We start from the raw sequence: 16,888 nt of genomic DNA, 5'->3' as shown, positions 1-16,888 counted from the left end.
CTATCATAATATAAAACCTTTTACTAGACGTCTAAAAAGATGGTTAAAAAAATTGTCAACCAAAATAATTCTTAATTAAAATTCGTTCTATTGACAATTTTTTTATTTTTTGATAGAGTTCTTTTAATGTGTACGATTTAGTCCGCATTTTTATGGAGGTGCCAAGATGATTTATTCCGGAATTAACATAAGCTGCAAGTTTTGTACACCTCTTTTATTTTGATAACATCGGTTTTGCCGATGTTTTTTTTTGCATTTTTGTTTTAACAGGAGTTTAAAATGGCAAACAAATTTATGGGACGGTCATTGACTGTAATTGATGATTTATCAATCGATGAAAGAAAGTATCTTTTTGAAAAAACAAGGCGGTTAAAAAAAGCTATTCAAGAAGATGACCAAAAGGTTATGGATGAATTTAGAATTAACGACAAAGACTTCGGTATCTATGAGGTTTTTCTTGAGCCCAGTACCCGTACAAAAGAGTCATTTAGAAATGCAGCAAAATTTCATCAAGTAAAATTAAGTGATTTAGCCGCAGAATCTTCTTCTTTTAATAAGGGAGAAAGCTATGCAGATACGTTTAATACCCTTGCCGGTTATCAAAACAGCATATTCATTGTCCGCAGCAAGGTAGAGGGAGTATGCCGCTGGCTTGAAAACGAAGCTCAGGCTTTTTATCAAAGAAATAACTTAAAGCGAAAGCCTGCTTTTATAAATGCCGGAGACGGTAGGCATGAACATCCTACTCAAGAGCTTCTTGATGAATTCACGTTTATAGAAGATAATGGCTGGTCTTTTGATAAAATCCACATTGCCTTAGTAGGCGACCTATATCACGGCCGGACAGTTCATTCAAAAGCCGATGGGTTAAAAATTTTTAATTCAGTAAAAGTGGACTTGATAGCACCCCCTGAGCTTGCAATGCCTGAATACTATAAGGTTAGAATGAGAGAAAACGGATTTACCGTAAGAGAATTTTCCTCAATAGAGGAGTATCTGGAGCAATCCGATCTAGCTCTTATCTGGTACTTTACCCGTCCACAGCTTGAAAGAATGGGAGAACAAATTTTAAAAAAACAGGATGAACTGCGCCGTTCCATAACTTTCCGAAAAGAATTTATCGAAAAGCTTCATGAAAATACCCGCTTTTATCATCCTCTGCCTAGACATCGGGTTCATCCGACGATTCCTACTTTTTTAGATGCAACCTCTTTTAATGGCTGGGAAAGGCAATCTATAAACGGAATGTACGTAAGAATGGTTCTCCTTTCGATGATAGCAGGAAAAATAGGCGATGATTATAAGGGGCCTGAAGTCAAGCAAAGCTCATCGATTGAAGATGAAGATTACATAGTTGAAGTCCCTATCAGTAATTCTAAAGAAAGTAAGGTTGAAACCTTTTCAGAAGGTGTACGCCCAATACAAAATGGAATAGTCATTGATCATATTTGCAGAGGAGATAAACCGTCAGTAATAAGGCATCACATGTCCAAAATTATCAATGTTATGGGGCTCGAAGAAGGTAAGGGCGGTGAATGGGTCTCAACTTCTACAAAGGATAAGGGAACCTTTAAGGGTATTATTTTCAGGCCGGGCGAATATAAATTCTCAAGAGCTGATTTAAAGCGGCTTTCGGCTGTTGCTTCAAGCTGTACCCTTAATCTTATAAAAGACGGAAAAATTCAAGCAAAATACCGGACTCACCTTCCGCCTCGAATTTACAACTTTGAAGATCTGATTTGTAAAAATGAGGCCTGCATTTCACATCCCGCTCAATCCGAAGGTGCGCCCGCAATTTTTTACCGCACTGTTGATAACAGATATGCCTGCCAATATTGCGGAACAATTCACACCTTTAAAGAGATCTGGGGAGAAAAAAAGAACTAGCCCTTCCTCTATATTCCGTTCCTATTGTTTTGAAACTTTATAGCTTCTTCAATAGGAACCGGTTTTTGGAAGGCATAGCCTTGTCCGTAATCGACTCCTATATCTTTTAAAATTGAAACTATCTTTTCGTTTTCTGCATATTCCCCTATTGTGTAAAGGCCTAAATGGTGGCACATATCCCGCATGGTCTTAACCATCGAAAAATCTACATAGTCTTTATCAATGGACTTTATAAAAGAACCGTCGATTTTTACATAATCTATCGGAAGAGTTTTTAAATACGGGAATGATGAAAATCCTTTTCCGAAATCATCCAATGAAAAAGCAAAGCCCAGTTTTCTTAATTCGGCAACAAATTGTGATGTCGCTTCTAAGTTGCGTACTGCACAGCTTTCCGTTATTTCAAAACAAAAATTATGAGCCGGAACATTGAAATCTCTACGGGTTCGAGCTATGAATTCTATAAGGTCATTGGAAAAAAACGAGTCAGCCGAAATATTAATTGATAATACTACATTATCTTCTAAAAACCCTTTTTTGATAGCATCTGCAAAAAAGGCAAAGGAATGTCTTATGACCCATTTATCTATTTCGTATATAAGGTTGTATCTTTCTGCTATCGGAATAAAAACATCGGGCATAATAACGTGATCATCATCAATTTTAAGCCTTATCAAAATTTCATATTTGGTATTGTTAAAAATATTATTTAAAGGCATAATTGCCTGTGCATATAAAACAAATTTATCTTCTTTAAGGGCTTTTTGGATCGTATTTAGCCAAAATGAAATATTTCCCCTCGAAAAACCGGAACCTCCTGAAAAGGACACTATCTCATACCTGTTTCCTCCTCTCCTAAAGGCTACTGAACAAGCATCATACGCATTTGAAATTACGTCTTGAGAGCTATGGGGTATTTTATTAATAGCAGCAATGCCTACACTTATGGAAATAGTTAAGATTTCTTCGTTCCACACAAAATGTTCATTATTTATTTTATTTATGAGGTCTTGGGCAAAATTACATACTTGTTCTTCATTTCCATAATAAAAAAGTGTAAATTCATCACCGATAACATGCATAACAGAGTCTTCAGGCATACCTTCCGATTTTATATAATCTAAAATCAAAGAAGATATGTGTTTTATTAGGGCATTACCGGCGTAATATCCCCAAAGTTGATTTATGGTTTTAAATTTATCTATATCCAAATATAAAAACCATACTTCTTCGCTGTCATCCATTTCAAGAATTATTTTATCTATTCTTTGAGCCATTGTGAGAGAATTTAGGTTGAAATTTATGTCTTTATTTAAGCGCGATTTTGCATTTTTTACTACGGAATTAAAACTCATCGCAATTCTTGCAATTTCACGGTATTGTTTACCCAAAAAATCAAATTTGATAAGCTCGGTGTTTTTTGCTGCCTTTTCTAAGCGGTTTGTAATAGTTTCGAGAGGAGATGCTATTTTTTTTGCAATTACGAGCGATAAAATACTTACAAAAATAATAAAAGTACATGCAAATAATATTGATCTAAATTTTAGACCATTTATAGGGCTATAAAAATCGGATGCAGGCACTGTAAATCCAATTGTCCAACCGGAAATCTCCGATTGAGCAAAGTAAAAAAATCTTTCAATTCCGTCATAGTCTTTTATTGCGGGCAAGAATTCGTTATAGTTTTCATCCAGTTTTAATTTAGCTATGTGCTCTATAAAGATTTCTCCGCCTTCAATATTGTAAAGTTCTGTAAAATTATCAAGACCAAATTGATACTTTTCATTTGGATGGGATAGTATACGATTTTTTTTACCTATTAAAAAAGCATAGCCGTTTTCCTTATATTTAACTCTTTCTATAAGGGGTAATAATTCGTCTATTCTTATTTCTCCAAAAAATAAACCTTCAGAGCCGCTTTTTGTAATAAACTGCTTCATAATTGAAACAACTATTGAGTCTTCCCGTGAACTTATGCTGTGATAGGGATTGGTTATGATAAGGTTTTTTTCATTTTTTGCTTCAAGGTACCAAGGCCTCTCCCTAGGTTCATAAGAGGCTGGAGGTACCCAGTGTTGGCCGTTTGCAAATGTCCCATTTTCATAGAATACCGCATAATCGATTCCGGGATCAAGCATGTTTAAATTTACTAAAAAATCAGTACAGTTTTCATAATCTGTAATATCCATATGAACAAAAGTATCTATAACTTGTTCAATTACGGCTGTTTTTTTAACAAGCCATTCATCTATTTCTTTTGCTATAAGTTTGACCTTTAATTTATTTTTATCGTTGAGATTTGTTGAAAAAAAGTTTGCTGAGTAAAAAAAATTAAGGAATACTGCAATAACTATTAGAGCACTAAATACTAATGCATTTAAGAGAATAATTTTCTGTTTTAATCTCATATAATATACCTCTAAATATCCTCCTTAAAAGGCCTTTTAAATTTATGTGTAAATTTCTTTTATCAAAATTTGACAGTGCAAATTAAATGCCAAAACAATATTTTGTTGTAATACCTGACTTAAACTAAATATGTCTCTCTATTTTGCTTAAGTATAACTAAATTTCGAAATAAAAGTTACTCATTTATCTTAATTATCTTTAATAAAGTAAAATTGCCTTTGCCTAGGTTAAAGACGTATCCTTTTTATTATGATATTCCGGATTGTATTTTTTTAATAATTTATTTAAATCCGTTATAAGCTCATTATGGCGGCCGACTAGTATATTTAGGTTTTCTTCATTAACATCATCCGTAAGGAAAAGTTCGTAAGGGGAAGTCTTTAGAGCATCGGTTATTTTTGATAAAGTTGAAGCAGAAACCCATTTTTGTTTATTTTCGATTGCATTGATAAAGGCAATAGATACATCTGCTTGCAGGGCTAATTCCATTTGAGACATTTCCAGTTTGTTCCGTATACGTTTTATATTCTTTGCTAGAACAGATGAATAATCATAACTCATAGCTAATAATACCTCGAATTACCAATCTTCAGTTATTCATTTCCCCCTTGAGTACGTTGTGGTTTGTTTTTATTACAAAAAAATGAACAAAGGCACAATGCCCTTAGGCGTGTTATAGATTGAGAAAAAATACGTGCTTTTTGGTGTAAATTTATTTGGACACAGGTATTCCAGCTGCGAGGCTGCGAGGCTGCGAGGCTGCGAGGCTGCGAGGCTGCGAGGCTGCGAGGCTGCGAGGCTGCGAGGCTGCGAGGCTGCGAGGCTGCGAGGCTGCGAGGCTGCGAGGCTGCGAGGCTGCGAGGCTGCGAGGCTGCGAGGCTGCGAGGCTGCGAGGCTGCGAGGCTGCGAGGCTGCGAGGCTGCGAGGCTGCGAGGCTGCGAGGCTGCGAGGCTGCGAGGCTGCGAATTTTACCCGCTATGCAGTATTGTGTCAAGAGCTTTGTAAAAATTTTTTGCGTTTTTTTATTAAAAAGCATACTGTTTTTCTCGATGCGCTTCTCTATCATCGCTATAGAGTATAGCATATTTTGCCGTATACCGCAAGGCAATCAGAGAATATTTTTATTTTTTTAGGGCAAATAATTACCGATTACCCAGTCGCAGTATGCCGAAAACTCGACACTTAAAATTCGCTTTTACAACAGAACTTCATGATTGTTCAAAAAAGGGTTCTTTATTTTTGCTTGACAAAAAGATAAGGCAACTATATAATTGGCGGAGCCCATTTGAAAGAGAAACTTTATGAAAAAAGAAACAAAGCACATATTTTCCGTAAAAAATTTTTATAAACATCCCATAACAATGCTTATAACGATTCTTGCAATAACCTTGTTTTTTGCTCTACAAATAATAAGGCTCGATTTTGATAACAATAATTTCCGCTTTATCCCTAAAAATGATCCATCCAGAATCAGTGCAAAAAAAATTGCAGACATTTTTGGAGAAGATGTACCTATACTAATAGGTATTGAACGCCGCTTTTCTACCATCATAGATAAAGAATTCATAGATGAAATAAGAAAACTGGATGAAAAACTAAAAGGGCTTGATTTAGTAAAAAACACGGTTTTAATAACGAACACAACCCATATAGACATAGGTGAAGAAGGAATTGTAAGTGAACCCATTATTCCTCCGGATTTTTCAGGTACGGAAGAAGAAATTAAGGCCGTTAAACATAAGCTTCGCAGTTGGGACATGTATGAAAGGAGCCTTGTTTCTGAAGATTTACATGCAACTCAAATCCTTGTTTTTCTTAATATAACCAATGAAGAAAGCGGCTCTCCCGAAACTATTGCTGTTTGCCGTAAAATTATAAAACTGACAGACTCTTGGAATTTTCCCGATTCTAAAATTTACCTGACTGGAACTCCTATTTTTAACGAGATAGTAAATGAAGCAACAGCCCATGACTTAAGCTTTTTAGTTCCTCTGGTTATCATTGTTGTTTTAGGCGTCTTATTTCTTTCTTTTAGAAGGTTTACCGGTGTATTTTTACCCCTTTTGACGGTTATATGCTCCGTAATATGGGCTTTGGGAGCAATGGCTCTTTTTAATGTGCCCTTGTCGATTCTTTCTACAATTTTACCTATTATTTTAATTGCAGTCGGTTCGGCCTACGGCATCCATGTCATAAACCACTATTATGACGAGGTCGTACAAGATGATTCCATCTCAAAGGAAGAACATAAAGAACAGGTTATCAAAGCCTTAAGCGAGGTTATAAGGCCGGTTTTTTTAGCTGCTCTTACGACCTTTGCAGGCTTTGTTTCCTTTTGTTTTACCTCTGTCGTCCCCATCTTCGAATTCGGTATCTTTTCGAGCTTCGGCGTTGCAGCAGCATTTTTAATATCCATAACTTTAATTCCCAGCATATTGATACTAAGAGGGCCTAAAAAACCGTCAATGCGATGGGCAGATAAAAAAAATAATACCAGCCGTTTGGATCGCGGCATCGCAAGTACCTTTGTAATCATTGCAGAACATTCCCGCTCCGTTATTCTTTTTGTCGGGCTGATAGTAATTTTTTCAGTATTAGGATTAAAAAAACTTGTTATCGATAATGTTTTAATGGAATACTTTGATAAAGATGTCGCAGTCATTCAATCCGATACTTTTATGCGTAAACACTTCGGAGGCTCAAAAGTGCTTGAAATGGTCATAAAGACCCAAGACGGTTCAAGTGTCATACGCCCCGATATTTTAAAAGCCATTGACAATCTTTCTATTTTTTTAGAAGAAGAAGTTGATGATGTCGGTAAAGTAACTTCCATTGTTCCCCTAATTAAGCGTTTAAATCAGGTTTATAATGCCGATGAGTCCCCTGAAGGAATCTCTAAAGAAATACAATATGATGATATAGTTGAAGCGGAAGATTCAGGCAGCTTTGGAGACTTCGGGACATTTGAAACGGAAGAGGCAGATAATAATCAACATATAGAAGATATCCGCACAAAGAAAAAACAATATAGTCAAGAAGAAATTATGGCTATACTGAATGAAGCGGCGGAAGAAAGAACAAAAAAGAATCTTTCCGCAGAAAAGCTGGTTTATGAATTCGGAAAAAAGATTAATTATAAGGGACTTGCATACTATGAGATTCCTTCCGATCCTAAAAAATACGGAAAAGAAACCCAAGAAGACTTATCGGCTTTAATGGGCAACTACCTGCTCCTCTTAGGAAAAAATACCGAAGGGTTTTTAGATAATAATACAAACCCTAAAACACTAAAAGTAAATATCCAACTCCGAACCGTCGGACAGAAGGATACAGACAAGGTTCTGGAAGAAATTAACGAATTTGTACGCCTTAAATTTCCCAAAGATGTAACAGCTGAAACAGGCGGTTTTGTATTGGTCGAAAAGACCTTGAACAAACTCGTAGTAGAATCCCAGCTTATTTCCGTAGGAGTTTCCTTATTTATAGTCTTTTTAATTCTTTCAATATATTATAGGTCAGCCATTGCAGGCCTTTTTGGAATTATTCCGCTCACCCTCTCCATCTTGATTAACTTCGGAATAATGGGCAGATTTGGTATAAAGCTCAACATAGGAACTGCAATGGTTGCAAGTTTTGCAATAGGAATAGGAGTTGATTATACAATTCACCTTTTGGCTGCATATCATAAATGCTTTCTTAAAACAAAGGGCAGCGGTCAATTTTTATATCTGACCTTTTTAGGTTCGGGAAAGGCTATTTTATTTAACGCTGTATCGGTAGGTGCAGGTTTTGCGGTTTTAATGCTTTCAAAATTTAATATGCTTTCAGAGCTGGGCTTTTTAATTGCCCTTATAATGCTGACAAGCTCCCTCGGCAGCTTGACTATTCTTCCGGTTTTATTAAATTTAATGAAACCAAAGTTTATAAGAAAACTTTTACCTGTAGATATAAAGGAAGTCAAAAACGAACATCCTTTTAATGAAGAAAAAGGTACAGAGGTATAAGATATGAAAAAAATTACTCTAAGTTTAATTTTTATTTTTGGGCTTTGCGGCTTTATTTTTTCGCAAAATGCCGAAGAAATTGCAGCTAAAACAAAGACAAAAAATACTGCATCTTCAATGGGGACTGCCTCCAGCTTGGATATGCAGTCAGGCGGAAAGACCATTTCTACCTTGGATATTATTCAATACTCTTCTTTGGACAAAAACGGTTTACAAAGGATGCTTGTTGAAATAAAGAATCCTCCGTCTTATAAGGGCTCAAGGTTTTTAATGATTGAAAATGCCGACGGCTCAACGGATCAAAGGATGTATTTAGCTCAAACAAAAAAGGTACAAAAGATATCGGCCCAAGGAAGCGCCGATGAGCCTTTTATGGGTTCAGACTTTTCAAATAACGATATTTCGTTTATGGAAAGGGACACAAAGCTCGATAATTTTAAAATCTTAGGTGAAGAAGAATATGAGGGAAACCCTGTCTATCTAATAGAATCTACGCCCAAGGATAAAAATTACACATATTCTAAAACCGTAATGCGAATCACAAAGGATAAAAATCTTTTACTCAAGGCCGAATTTTATCAAGGTTCTCAGCTTGTAAAAATTCTTGAGCTTTACGATTATAAGGAAGTAAGCGGGATAATGACGGCTCATAAAACAAAACTTTCGACGGTTAAGACAAATACATCCACCGTTATCACCATAAAAAAAATAGAATACGGCATGAAAATACCCGATTATGTTTTTACACAAAAATATTTGGAAACCGGCAAAAAATAAATTATTTATAAATTAAGGGAGCCCTTAAACTCAAATTGAGTTAAGGTTTCCTATAAGGTATTTTACAAAATGAAAAAGTTTTTTTTACGTTAATTTTTATCCTTTCTTTAAACGCATTGATTTTTTCAGATGATGATTTAGGAGATTTCGGCTTTGATGATGAAGAAGGCGGGACCGAATCAGGCGTATTCAGTGTAGATTTCGGGGGTGCTTTTTATGCGGGTACGGAAATTTATTTTGATGCCTTTAAAAAGCCTGAAAACCATAAACCTCCGTTCCCTATTTGGGGCAGTCTTCATTTAGAAGCAAAGTCTCCTCTTGCCGAAGCCTATGCCTCGGTAAACTTAAACGCTAAAACTATCGCAGCCGGAATGGGAGAAACAGCGGAATTATTTCCTAAGCCGCTTTTTCCTGCATGGATTGGAGAGGCCTATGTACAGGCCCTTGCAGGCCCTGTAGTCTTAGGCGGAGGAATCAAAAAAATAAACTGGGGAAGGGCGGGCTTTTTTAGTGTTTTAGATGTTGTAAATCCGAAAGACTTCAGCAAACCCTACGAATTCTATCCCGAAAAAATTAAAAAAGCCTCTCCGGTTTTCTTTCTTTCGGCTTATCTGCCCAAAGAAATGAAGCTTGAGCTTGTATATCTTCCGGTTTTTGAAGCCGATGAATTTGCTCTAGGCGGCAGATGGAAAAAAGATACCTTTGCAAACATTATACAAGGTTTGCCCTCTTCTGCGGAGACAAACACTTTTAATTATGCACAAGGGGGAGTACGTTATACCCTTAGTGCCGGCGGCAAACACGACCTAGGTTTTCAGTATTTTACCGGCTTTTTACATGAGCCTAATTTTAAATCGGACTATAAACCTTCCGCCCCCACCGAAGCGGAATTTACACAAGTCTTCGATAAGGCAGAGCTTACATACAATCGCTATCATCAAATCGGTGCTGATTATGAAGCAATGTTCGGGCAGTTTACAATACAAGCCGAATTTGCCGCAAACATAAGCGGGGACTTAAAAGGAAATAATCCCGATATTTATAATCCTAATCTTGCATGGAATTTAGGCCTTTTATACGCTCTTCCTAAAAATATAAATTTGAGACTTCAAGCTGCCGAAACAATTAGGCTTTTTAATGGCGGAATCGATCAGGGTCATCTTAGCCTAGATACGGAAAAAGGCAGCCCTATTACAGATACCCGCCTCCTTTTCTCCATCTCTCAAACCTTAGTACGAGGTTCCCTTGAATGGAAGCTCAACGCTCTTGTAGGAATAGAAGATGCAGACTTTATGATAAACCCCGAACTTTCGTGGCTTATAGGCACAATCGACTTTGATCTAGGCCTCGGCTTCTTCGGCGGCAAAAAAAGCGGTAAATTAGGCCGATACCAAAACAATCATTTTATAAAAATGAGCATCGGCTATGAGTTTTAGAAAATTTTATAAGTTATAGTATTTTATCCGGAAATATGTTAAAATGATTTTATGAGGAGGAAAGTATGCCATATATCGCTTTGGAAAAAAAGATAAATAACTTAACTTTAGAGCAGCAACAGTCTGTTTATGATTATGTAAATTTCCTTTTATATCAAAATACAGCCGCAAAAAATCAAAAAAATATACGAAGAAACCCCGGAGGCCTTGAAGGTAAATTCTATATGGCGGAAGATTTTGATAAAACTCCGGAATGTTTTAAGGACTATGTTTGATGTACCTGCTGGATACACATACGTTGCTATGGTTTTTAAGAGCTTCTCCACAACTATCAAAAAAAGCTTTAGAGATAATTACTACAGAAAATAAAGTTTATGTCAGTATTGTCTCATTATGGGAAATAGCAATAAAAAAAAGTATAGGTAAACTTGAATTTGAATACTCTATAGAAAAAATCGCTGAATTATGCCATGAGAAGGATATATTAATATTACAAATTCAACCCAAATACTTTGATAAAATAATAAAGCTGGCAAATATTCATAATGATCCTTTTGATCGCTTGATCATTGCTCAGGCAATAATTGAAAATTTGGTAATTATTACAAAAGATACAATCATTCCTAAATATAGTGTAAAAACTCTTTGGTAACTAAAAATATTTAATAGCTTGCTCCGCCTTGCTTTATCATATTATTTTTTGTATATTTTGTGAAGTATTTAATAAGATAATAGGAGGTCATTATGTTGGTTAAAGAAGAAATTGAAAAAGGTATAGCCTCGATTAGGCCCTATTTACAGGCCGACGGCGGAGATATAGAGCTTGATTCAGTTGATGAAGCCGGAAAAGTTTATGTTAAGCTAAAAGGAGCCTGCGGGTCATGTCCTATGGCTATTTATACCCTTAAAATGGGGGTTGAAGAACAGCTTAAGGACATGTTCCCCGAGGTCAGCGAGGTAGTCGCAGTTTAAAATTTTAGAGCGGCTAAGCTATTATTGCCTCTAAAGCAATTTCCATCATGGTTTTAAAAGTAGTTTGACGCTCTTCGGCACTTGTCTGCTCATGTGTAACGACGTTATCCGAAATGGTAAGCACGGCAAGGGCTTGGCGCTTATATTTTGCAGCGAGGGTATAAAGTTCGGCCGCCTCCATCTCTACCGCTAAAACTCCATAATCAGCCCACATTCTCCATGTTTCAAGATCATCATAAAAGACATCGGAGCTGGCAATCGAACCTACTAAAGGTTTTATTCCCATTTTTTCGGCATGGTCATAGGCATTTTTTAGCAAGCTCCAATCGGCAGTAGGAGCATAATGACAGCCCTTAAAACGGTGTGTGTTAATCCCCGAATCGGTAGAGGCTGCCATAGCTAAAACTACATCCCTCAAGCCTATATCCTTTTGCAGGGCTCCGGCTGTTCCGATACGGATAGCCCTTTGTACACCGTACTCATTAAACAGTTCATTTGCATAGATCGAAAAAGAAGGCTGACCCATTCCCGTTCCCTGAACTGAAACCTTTACGCCCTTGTAGGTTCCCGTAAAGCCCAACATACCCCTAACCTTGTTATAACATTGCGGATTTTCCAAAAAATTATTTGCAACAAATTCCGCCCTCAAAGGATCCCCGGGTAAAAGAATCTTATCGGCAATTTCTCCTTGCTTTGCAGCTATATGAACACTCATCTTTACCTCCAATAACACGATAAGTATACCCTATTCAAAACTAAAGTGCAAGATAACGTTCAGTAAATGCGAGGCCTTGCAGAAAAATAAAAAAATATATATAATTGGCGCTATATTCCATATAATTTATAAAAGGGATTTAACAAAATGAAAGAAAAACTTACATTGAGCGCACCTTCAAAAAATAATGACGGCATTATGAGAAAAAGAGCAACATCCATTACGGCACGGCTTTTACGGGCAATTACGATAACAATCATTTCAATCGTAGCCGTTATTTCTGCGGTTGTGGGCTTTCAACTATATAAAAAGAACATTACCCAATTCGATGAATTTACAGGGCAGCAGTTTTTCAATATTGAAAAGTCCATAAATCTTTTTATACTGAACGGAAAAAATGCAGCTTCCATGCTTACGGAAACTCCTGCAGTTAAAAATGCCGATGAAAGTATTTACAATTATAGCTCGCAGACAAATGATATGTCTCATAGCGGAAAAGCGGAACAAGATATTGTTTCAGAATTTAACCGAGCAAAAGCAAGTTATGCGAACTTTAACGAAGTATATCTAGGTACTAAATGGGGCGGATTTGTAGGAATACAGCATGAAAAAATTCCGAAAGGTTTTGACCCTCGTGAACGGGATTGGTATAAAAGTGCAGCGGCTGCTAATGGAAAGCCCGTAATAACCGAGGCATATATGTCGCCGGACGGGAACCTCACTTTTACAATTGTGCAAAGTGTAAAAAATTATTCGGGCGAATTTATCGGAGTTATAGGAATCGACATAAACCTTTCGGATTTAACTTCGTTTATAAGCGGAACTCATATCGGCAAGTCGGGCTATTGTATGCTCATACAAAACAACGGTATGACTTTAGCCGACCCTAAACATGCAGACTACAATCTAAAAACATTAAAAGAAACCGGTATTTCCGCCTTTACCGAACTAGACAAAATGAAAGAGGGTTCGGCTTTTATTATGCTTGACGGAAATAGGTGGAAGGTTTCAGTATTTTCACTTCCCGAGCTTGATTGGAAAGTTGCTCTTTTAATCGAACAAAACGAAATACTTTCACTTTTTTATACCCTTTTAAAAAATATGATTCTTATCGGTCTTTTTATGTTTGTCCTGTATTTTACACTGGCCTTTATTTTTGCAGGTGCTCTTAAACGCTATTTTAAAAGGCTCGAAACCGTTTTTAGCAAAATTGCAGCAGGCGACCTTACCGACAGATTAGCGGTAAAAAAGAATAATGAAATCGGACGCATTATGATAAACCTTAATACCGCAATTGAGCACAGTCATGCTATGATATGCATTTTAAAAGAAGAAGCCGATAAAATGAACGCAATCGGGTCACAGCTGTCAAGCAGTATGGAAGAAACGGCAGCCGCAATTAAACAGATAGGCGGAAATGTTAAAGGCGTAAAAGAAAAAGCTATGTCTCAGGCTGCCGGCGTTACCGAAACCGTTGCAACGGTGGAGCAAATCAATGGGTGGCTTAGCAGGCTCGTTTCAAGTATCGAAATGCAGGCCGAAAGTATCAACGAATCTTCTGCAGTCATTACGCACATGGCAGAAAATACCGTTAAAATAGCTAAAACGCTTAATGAAAATAACGAGCTTATCAAAACAGTCTACGGACAAACCAAGGTAGGTAAAGACGGGGCAAGAACTGCAAATGAGATTGTAAAGCAAATCGCCGAAAAATCGGCATCTCTTCTTGAAGCCAGCCAAATCATTCAAAATATTGCGAGTCAAACCAACCTTTTGGCAATGAATGCCGCAATAGAGGCAGCCCATGCAGGCGAATCCGGTAAGGGTTTTGCAGTTGTCGCCGGCGAGATTAGAAAACTTGCAGAAGGCTCTAATTTGCAAGGAAAGCAAATTGCTGCGGTTATAAAAGAGACGACGGAAATTATCCGCAACATTACAGAGGCCGGTTCTCAAGCGGAAAAGACCTTTATCGATGTTTACAATTTGGTCAGTCAAATCTCCGAAAAAGAAGATTCTATTTTGGAAGTAATGAGCGAACAGGAAGAAAACGGGAGGCAGGTACTTGATGCTATTAAGAGAATAAACGGTGTAACAAGCGAAATTGACTCAGCCTCAGCTGAAATGCTTGAAGGCTGCACTCAAATAGAACAGGAAATGCAAAAACTCGCCGAGATAACACTCGAAACAACCGATAGTATGAACGAAATAGCTTCAGGAGCCGATCAAATTACCGCCGCCGTTGCAGAAGTAAGCGATATTACACAAAAAAATAAGGCAAGTATCGAAAATCTTTCCAATGAGGTTTCCAAATTTAAAGTATAAGAATAATTAAAAAAACTGTAGACTAAATTTGTTAAAATAATTATATTAAAAAAACTGAAATGTAAATCTAACAAACGCCGCAACTAAATTTAAGACATACCTCGAAAAACTAAACATTCTTCAAGGCCTGCCTAATTCATAAGGAGTCTTAAAATGACAAAGAATGACGGAATTTTCTCTGAAAAAAACAATGAGAAACATCAGATTGCGAAAACAACTAAAAAGCGGTTTTCGCTGCGCAAAAAAATGGTTTTAATTTTTGGGCTTTTAATTACGATTGCACTTGTAATTGCAGCCATGCTTACGGTGGGTATTGCACGTAAAGCGGTACTTGAAAAAGTGGAAGCGCATCTAACAGATAAAGCAACCGACATCGCTGAAGTCATTGACGGAAGGGTAACTTCCGTTGTTCAATTTGTAGAAGGCTTAGCCCGTATGCCGTTTTTACGCGACAATTCAATGACTTTAACCGAAAAAGCAGAGCTTCTTGTAAAAGAAGCCGAACGCAACAAAAAGATAGACTACTTCGGTGTCTGTGATATGCAAGGCAACCGTTATGATGCAAATGGTATGAGTACGTCCGTAAGAGACAGAGAATGGTTTAAAGCAGCTGCACAGGGTAAAAACTTTATTACAGAACCGACTATTTCACACATAACAAATAATATGCAAATCCTTTTTGCAGTTCCGATTTACGATGACAATAACTCAATAATCGGTGTCCTAAATGCGGCGGTTCCGGCGCGTCTCCTTTCCGATGAAATCGACGATATTGTCGTCGGAAAAACAGGCGAATGTTACATACTAGGCCTAACAGGAATTGTCATAGCACATAAAAATTTTGATGCGGTAACCAAACAGCGAAATATGATTGAAGAAAGTAAGAAAGATGCTAATCTTGCTTCCTTGTCGGCCTTTTTACAGCATGCCTTTGATACCGATAAAAGCGAGGTCGGCTACTATGATTATGACGGCATTTCAAATATTGCTTCGTACGCAACAATAAAAATTACCGGCTGGACGGTTGTTATTAAAGCACCGGTTAGGGAATTCACAAAAACAGTAGACGACTTAAGAACCTATATAAGAATCTTAGGTGTCATCGTCTTGTCAATTACCCTTGCAGTTATATATATTACTGCCCGCTACATGCTCTCACCTATTCAAAAAACGGTTACGGCATTAAAAGATATTGCACATGGAGAAGGAGACTTAACGGTACGCCTCCCCGTTACGGGAAATGACGAAATCACGGATTTGTCCGAATACTTTAATCAAACTATTGAAAAAATAGGAACCGCAATAAAAACCGTCAGAGAAAATTCGGTCTCGATGGAAGCCATAGGAGAAGAGCTTGCCTCCAATATGACTCAAACGGCAAGCGCAATAAACGAAATCAGCGCCAATATTGAAGGCGTTAAGAGCCAAACCCTTACGCAGGCTGCAAGCGTAACGGAAACAGCAGCCACAATTGAACAAATCGTACGCACTATAAAACAGTTGAATAACAGCATCGAAAATCAGGCAGCGAGTGTTGCCCAGTCTTCGGCTTCAATCGAAGAGATGGTTGCAAACATCGCCTCCATTACTCAAACACTAGAAAAAACCTATGATGTTGTTAAAAACCTTGCATCGGCAACGGAAGACGGAAAAGAAACAATTGTAACATCAAACAGCGTAACACAGAAAATCGCAGAAGAATCGGGTTCGCTTATGGAAGCCTCAAGCGTTATTCAGCATATTGCAAGCCAAACCAATTTGCTTGCGATGAATGCCGCTATTGAAGCAGCCCACGCAGGCGAAGCAGGCAAAGGGTTCGCCGTCGTCGCCGATGAAATCAGAAAACTCGCCGAAGATTCGGCTACTCAAGGAAAAACGATAACTTCTACGCTTAAAACCCTATCGGGCGAAATAGAATCTCTTTCGGTTTCTTCTAAAACCGTCGAAGACAAATTCAGCACGATTTTTAATTTGTCCGAACAGGTAAAATCGATGAGTGACCGTCTTACCGAAGCGATGCGTAAACAGGAAAACGGCAGCAAGGAAGTACTCGGAGCAATTAAAAATATCAATACGGTAACCGTAGAAGTGAAAGCGGGTTCTGAAGAGATGCTGAAAGGCGGTGAAGGCGTCGCCGAAGAAATGCTGAAACTTGATAATTTGACCCGTATGATAACCGACAGCATGAACGAAATGGCAGCAGGTGCCGTTCAAATAAACAATGCGGTTCAGGAAGTAAATAGTATAACCCAAAAGAACAAGACCAGTATTGAAAATTTGGCTGCGGAGGTCGGCAAGTTTAAGGTATGATAAAAAGATAAAGATTTTATACCGACGGATTGACATATTCATATAAAAGGCCTATA

General features: G+C 37.5%; 13 protein-coding genes. 10 read left to right on the top strand and 3 right to left on the bottom strand.

Features of this window, described 5'->3' with window-relative positions:
- Window positions 1–279 precede the first annotated feature (279 nt).
- Complete coding sequence (locus tag JO40_RS04090; RefSeq protein WP_044978179.1) at window positions 280–1,887, top strand: bifunctional aspartate carbamoyltransferase catalytic subunit/aspartate carbamoyltransferase regulatory subunit; 1,608 nt, start codon at window positions 280–282, stop codon at window positions 1,885–1,887.
- Window positions 1,888–1,895: 8 nt separating this feature from the next.
- Here the strand turns inward: JO40_RS04090 and JO40_RS04085 are convergent, their stop codons facing one another.
- A complete protein-coding gene (locus tag JO40_RS04085) occupies window positions 1,896–4,295 on the bottom strand; it encodes an EAL domain-containing protein (protein WP_044978178.1) in 2,400 nt (799 codons plus the stop codon).
- A gap of 223 nt (window positions 4,296–4,518) precedes the next feature.
- Window positions 4,519–4,857 carry a helix-turn-helix domain-containing protein gene (locus tag JO40_RS04080; RefSeq protein WP_044978177.1) on the bottom strand — a complete coding sequence of 113 codons (339 nt, stop codon included), beginning with the start codon at window positions 4,855–4,857 and terminating at the stop codon, window positions 4,519–4,521.
- A 133-nt stretch (window positions 4,858–4,990) separates the two neighbouring features.
- On the opposite strand from JO40_RS04080, the gene JO40_RS14045 reads away from it, so the two are divergent.
- The 7 genes from JO40_RS14045 to JO40_RS04045 all read left to right on the top strand — a co-directional run bounded on the left by JO40_RS14045 (window position 4,991) and on the right by JO40_RS04045 (window position 11,485).
- On the top strand, window positions 4,991–5,377 hold the full coding sequence (locus JO40_RS14045) for a hypothetical protein (protein WP_044978176.1): 387 nt from the start codon (window positions 4,991–4,993) through the stop codon (window positions 5,375–5,377).
- A 220-nt stretch (window positions 5,378–5,597) separates the two neighbouring features.
- On the top strand, window positions 5,598–8,300 hold the full coding sequence (locus JO40_RS04070) for an efflux RND transporter permease subunit (protein WP_044978175.1): 2,703 nt from the start codon (window positions 5,598–5,600) through the stop codon (window positions 8,298–8,300).
- 3 nt (window positions 8,301–8,303) lie between these two features.
- Window positions 8,304–9,077, top strand: a complete 774-nt coding sequence (locus JO40_RS04065) for an outer membrane lipoprotein-sorting protein (RefSeq protein ID WP_044978174.1) — start codon at window positions 8,304–8,306, stop codon at window positions 9,075–9,077.
- Between the two features lie 116 nt (window positions 9,078–9,193).
- Window positions 9,194–10,513 (top strand): hypothetical protein, encoded by a 1,320-nt coding sequence (locus JO40_RS04060; RefSeq protein ID WP_245608997.1) that lies wholly within the window; start codon window positions 9,194–9,196, stop codon window positions 10,511–10,513.
- 65 nt (window positions 10,514–10,578) lie between these two features.
- Window positions 10,579–10,788 carry a DUF2281 domain-containing protein gene (locus JO40_RS04055; protein WP_010694353.1) on the top strand — a complete coding sequence of 70 codons (210 nt, stop codon included), beginning with the start codon at window positions 10,579–10,581 and terminating at the stop codon, window positions 10,786–10,788.
- On the top strand, window positions 10,788–11,165 hold the full coding sequence (locus JO40_RS04050) for a type II toxin-antitoxin system VapC family toxin (RefSeq protein WP_044978172.1): 378 nt from the start codon (window positions 10,788–10,790) through the stop codon (window positions 11,163–11,165). Before JO40_RS04055 ends, JO40_RS04050 begins: the two co-directional genes overlap by 1 nt.
- Before the next feature lie 92 nt (window positions 11,166–11,257).
- Window positions 11,258–11,485, top strand: a complete 228-nt coding sequence (locus tag JO40_RS04045) for a NifU family protein (RefSeq protein ID WP_044978171.1) — start codon at window positions 11,258–11,260, stop codon at window positions 11,483–11,485.
- A gap of 13 nt (window positions 11,486–11,498) precedes the next feature.
- Here the strand turns inward: JO40_RS04045 and deoD are convergent, their stop codons facing one another.
- Window positions 11,499–12,200, bottom strand: a complete 702-nt coding sequence (gene deoD / locus JO40_RS04040) for a purine-nucleoside phosphorylase (RefSeq protein ID WP_044978170.1) — start codon at window positions 12,198–12,200, stop codon at window positions 11,499–11,501.
- A gap of 147 nt (window positions 12,201–12,347) precedes the next feature.
- Between deoD and JO40_RS04035 the strand changes: the two genes are divergently transcribed.
- A complete protein-coding gene (locus JO40_RS04035; RefSeq protein ID WP_044978169.1) occupies window positions 12,348–14,522 on the top strand; it encodes a methyl-accepting chemotaxis protein in 2,175 nt (724 codons plus the stop codon).
- A 153-nt stretch (window positions 14,523–14,675) separates the two neighbouring features.
- Window positions 14,676–16,832, top strand: coding sequence for a methyl-accepting chemotaxis protein (locus JO40_RS04030; protein ID WP_044978168.1), 2,157 nt, complete (start codon window positions 14,676–14,678; stop codon window positions 16,830–16,832).
- The last annotated feature ends 56 nt before the right edge of the window (window positions 16,833–16,888 follow it).

The organism is Treponema putidum (assembly GCF_000755145.1).
GTDB lineage: Bacteria > Spirochaetota > Spirochaetia > Treponematales > Treponemataceae > Treponema_B > Treponema_B putidum.
The sequence above is the reverse complement of the archived record's forward strand: the minus strand, read 5'-3'. Positions and strand labels throughout refer to the sequence as shown.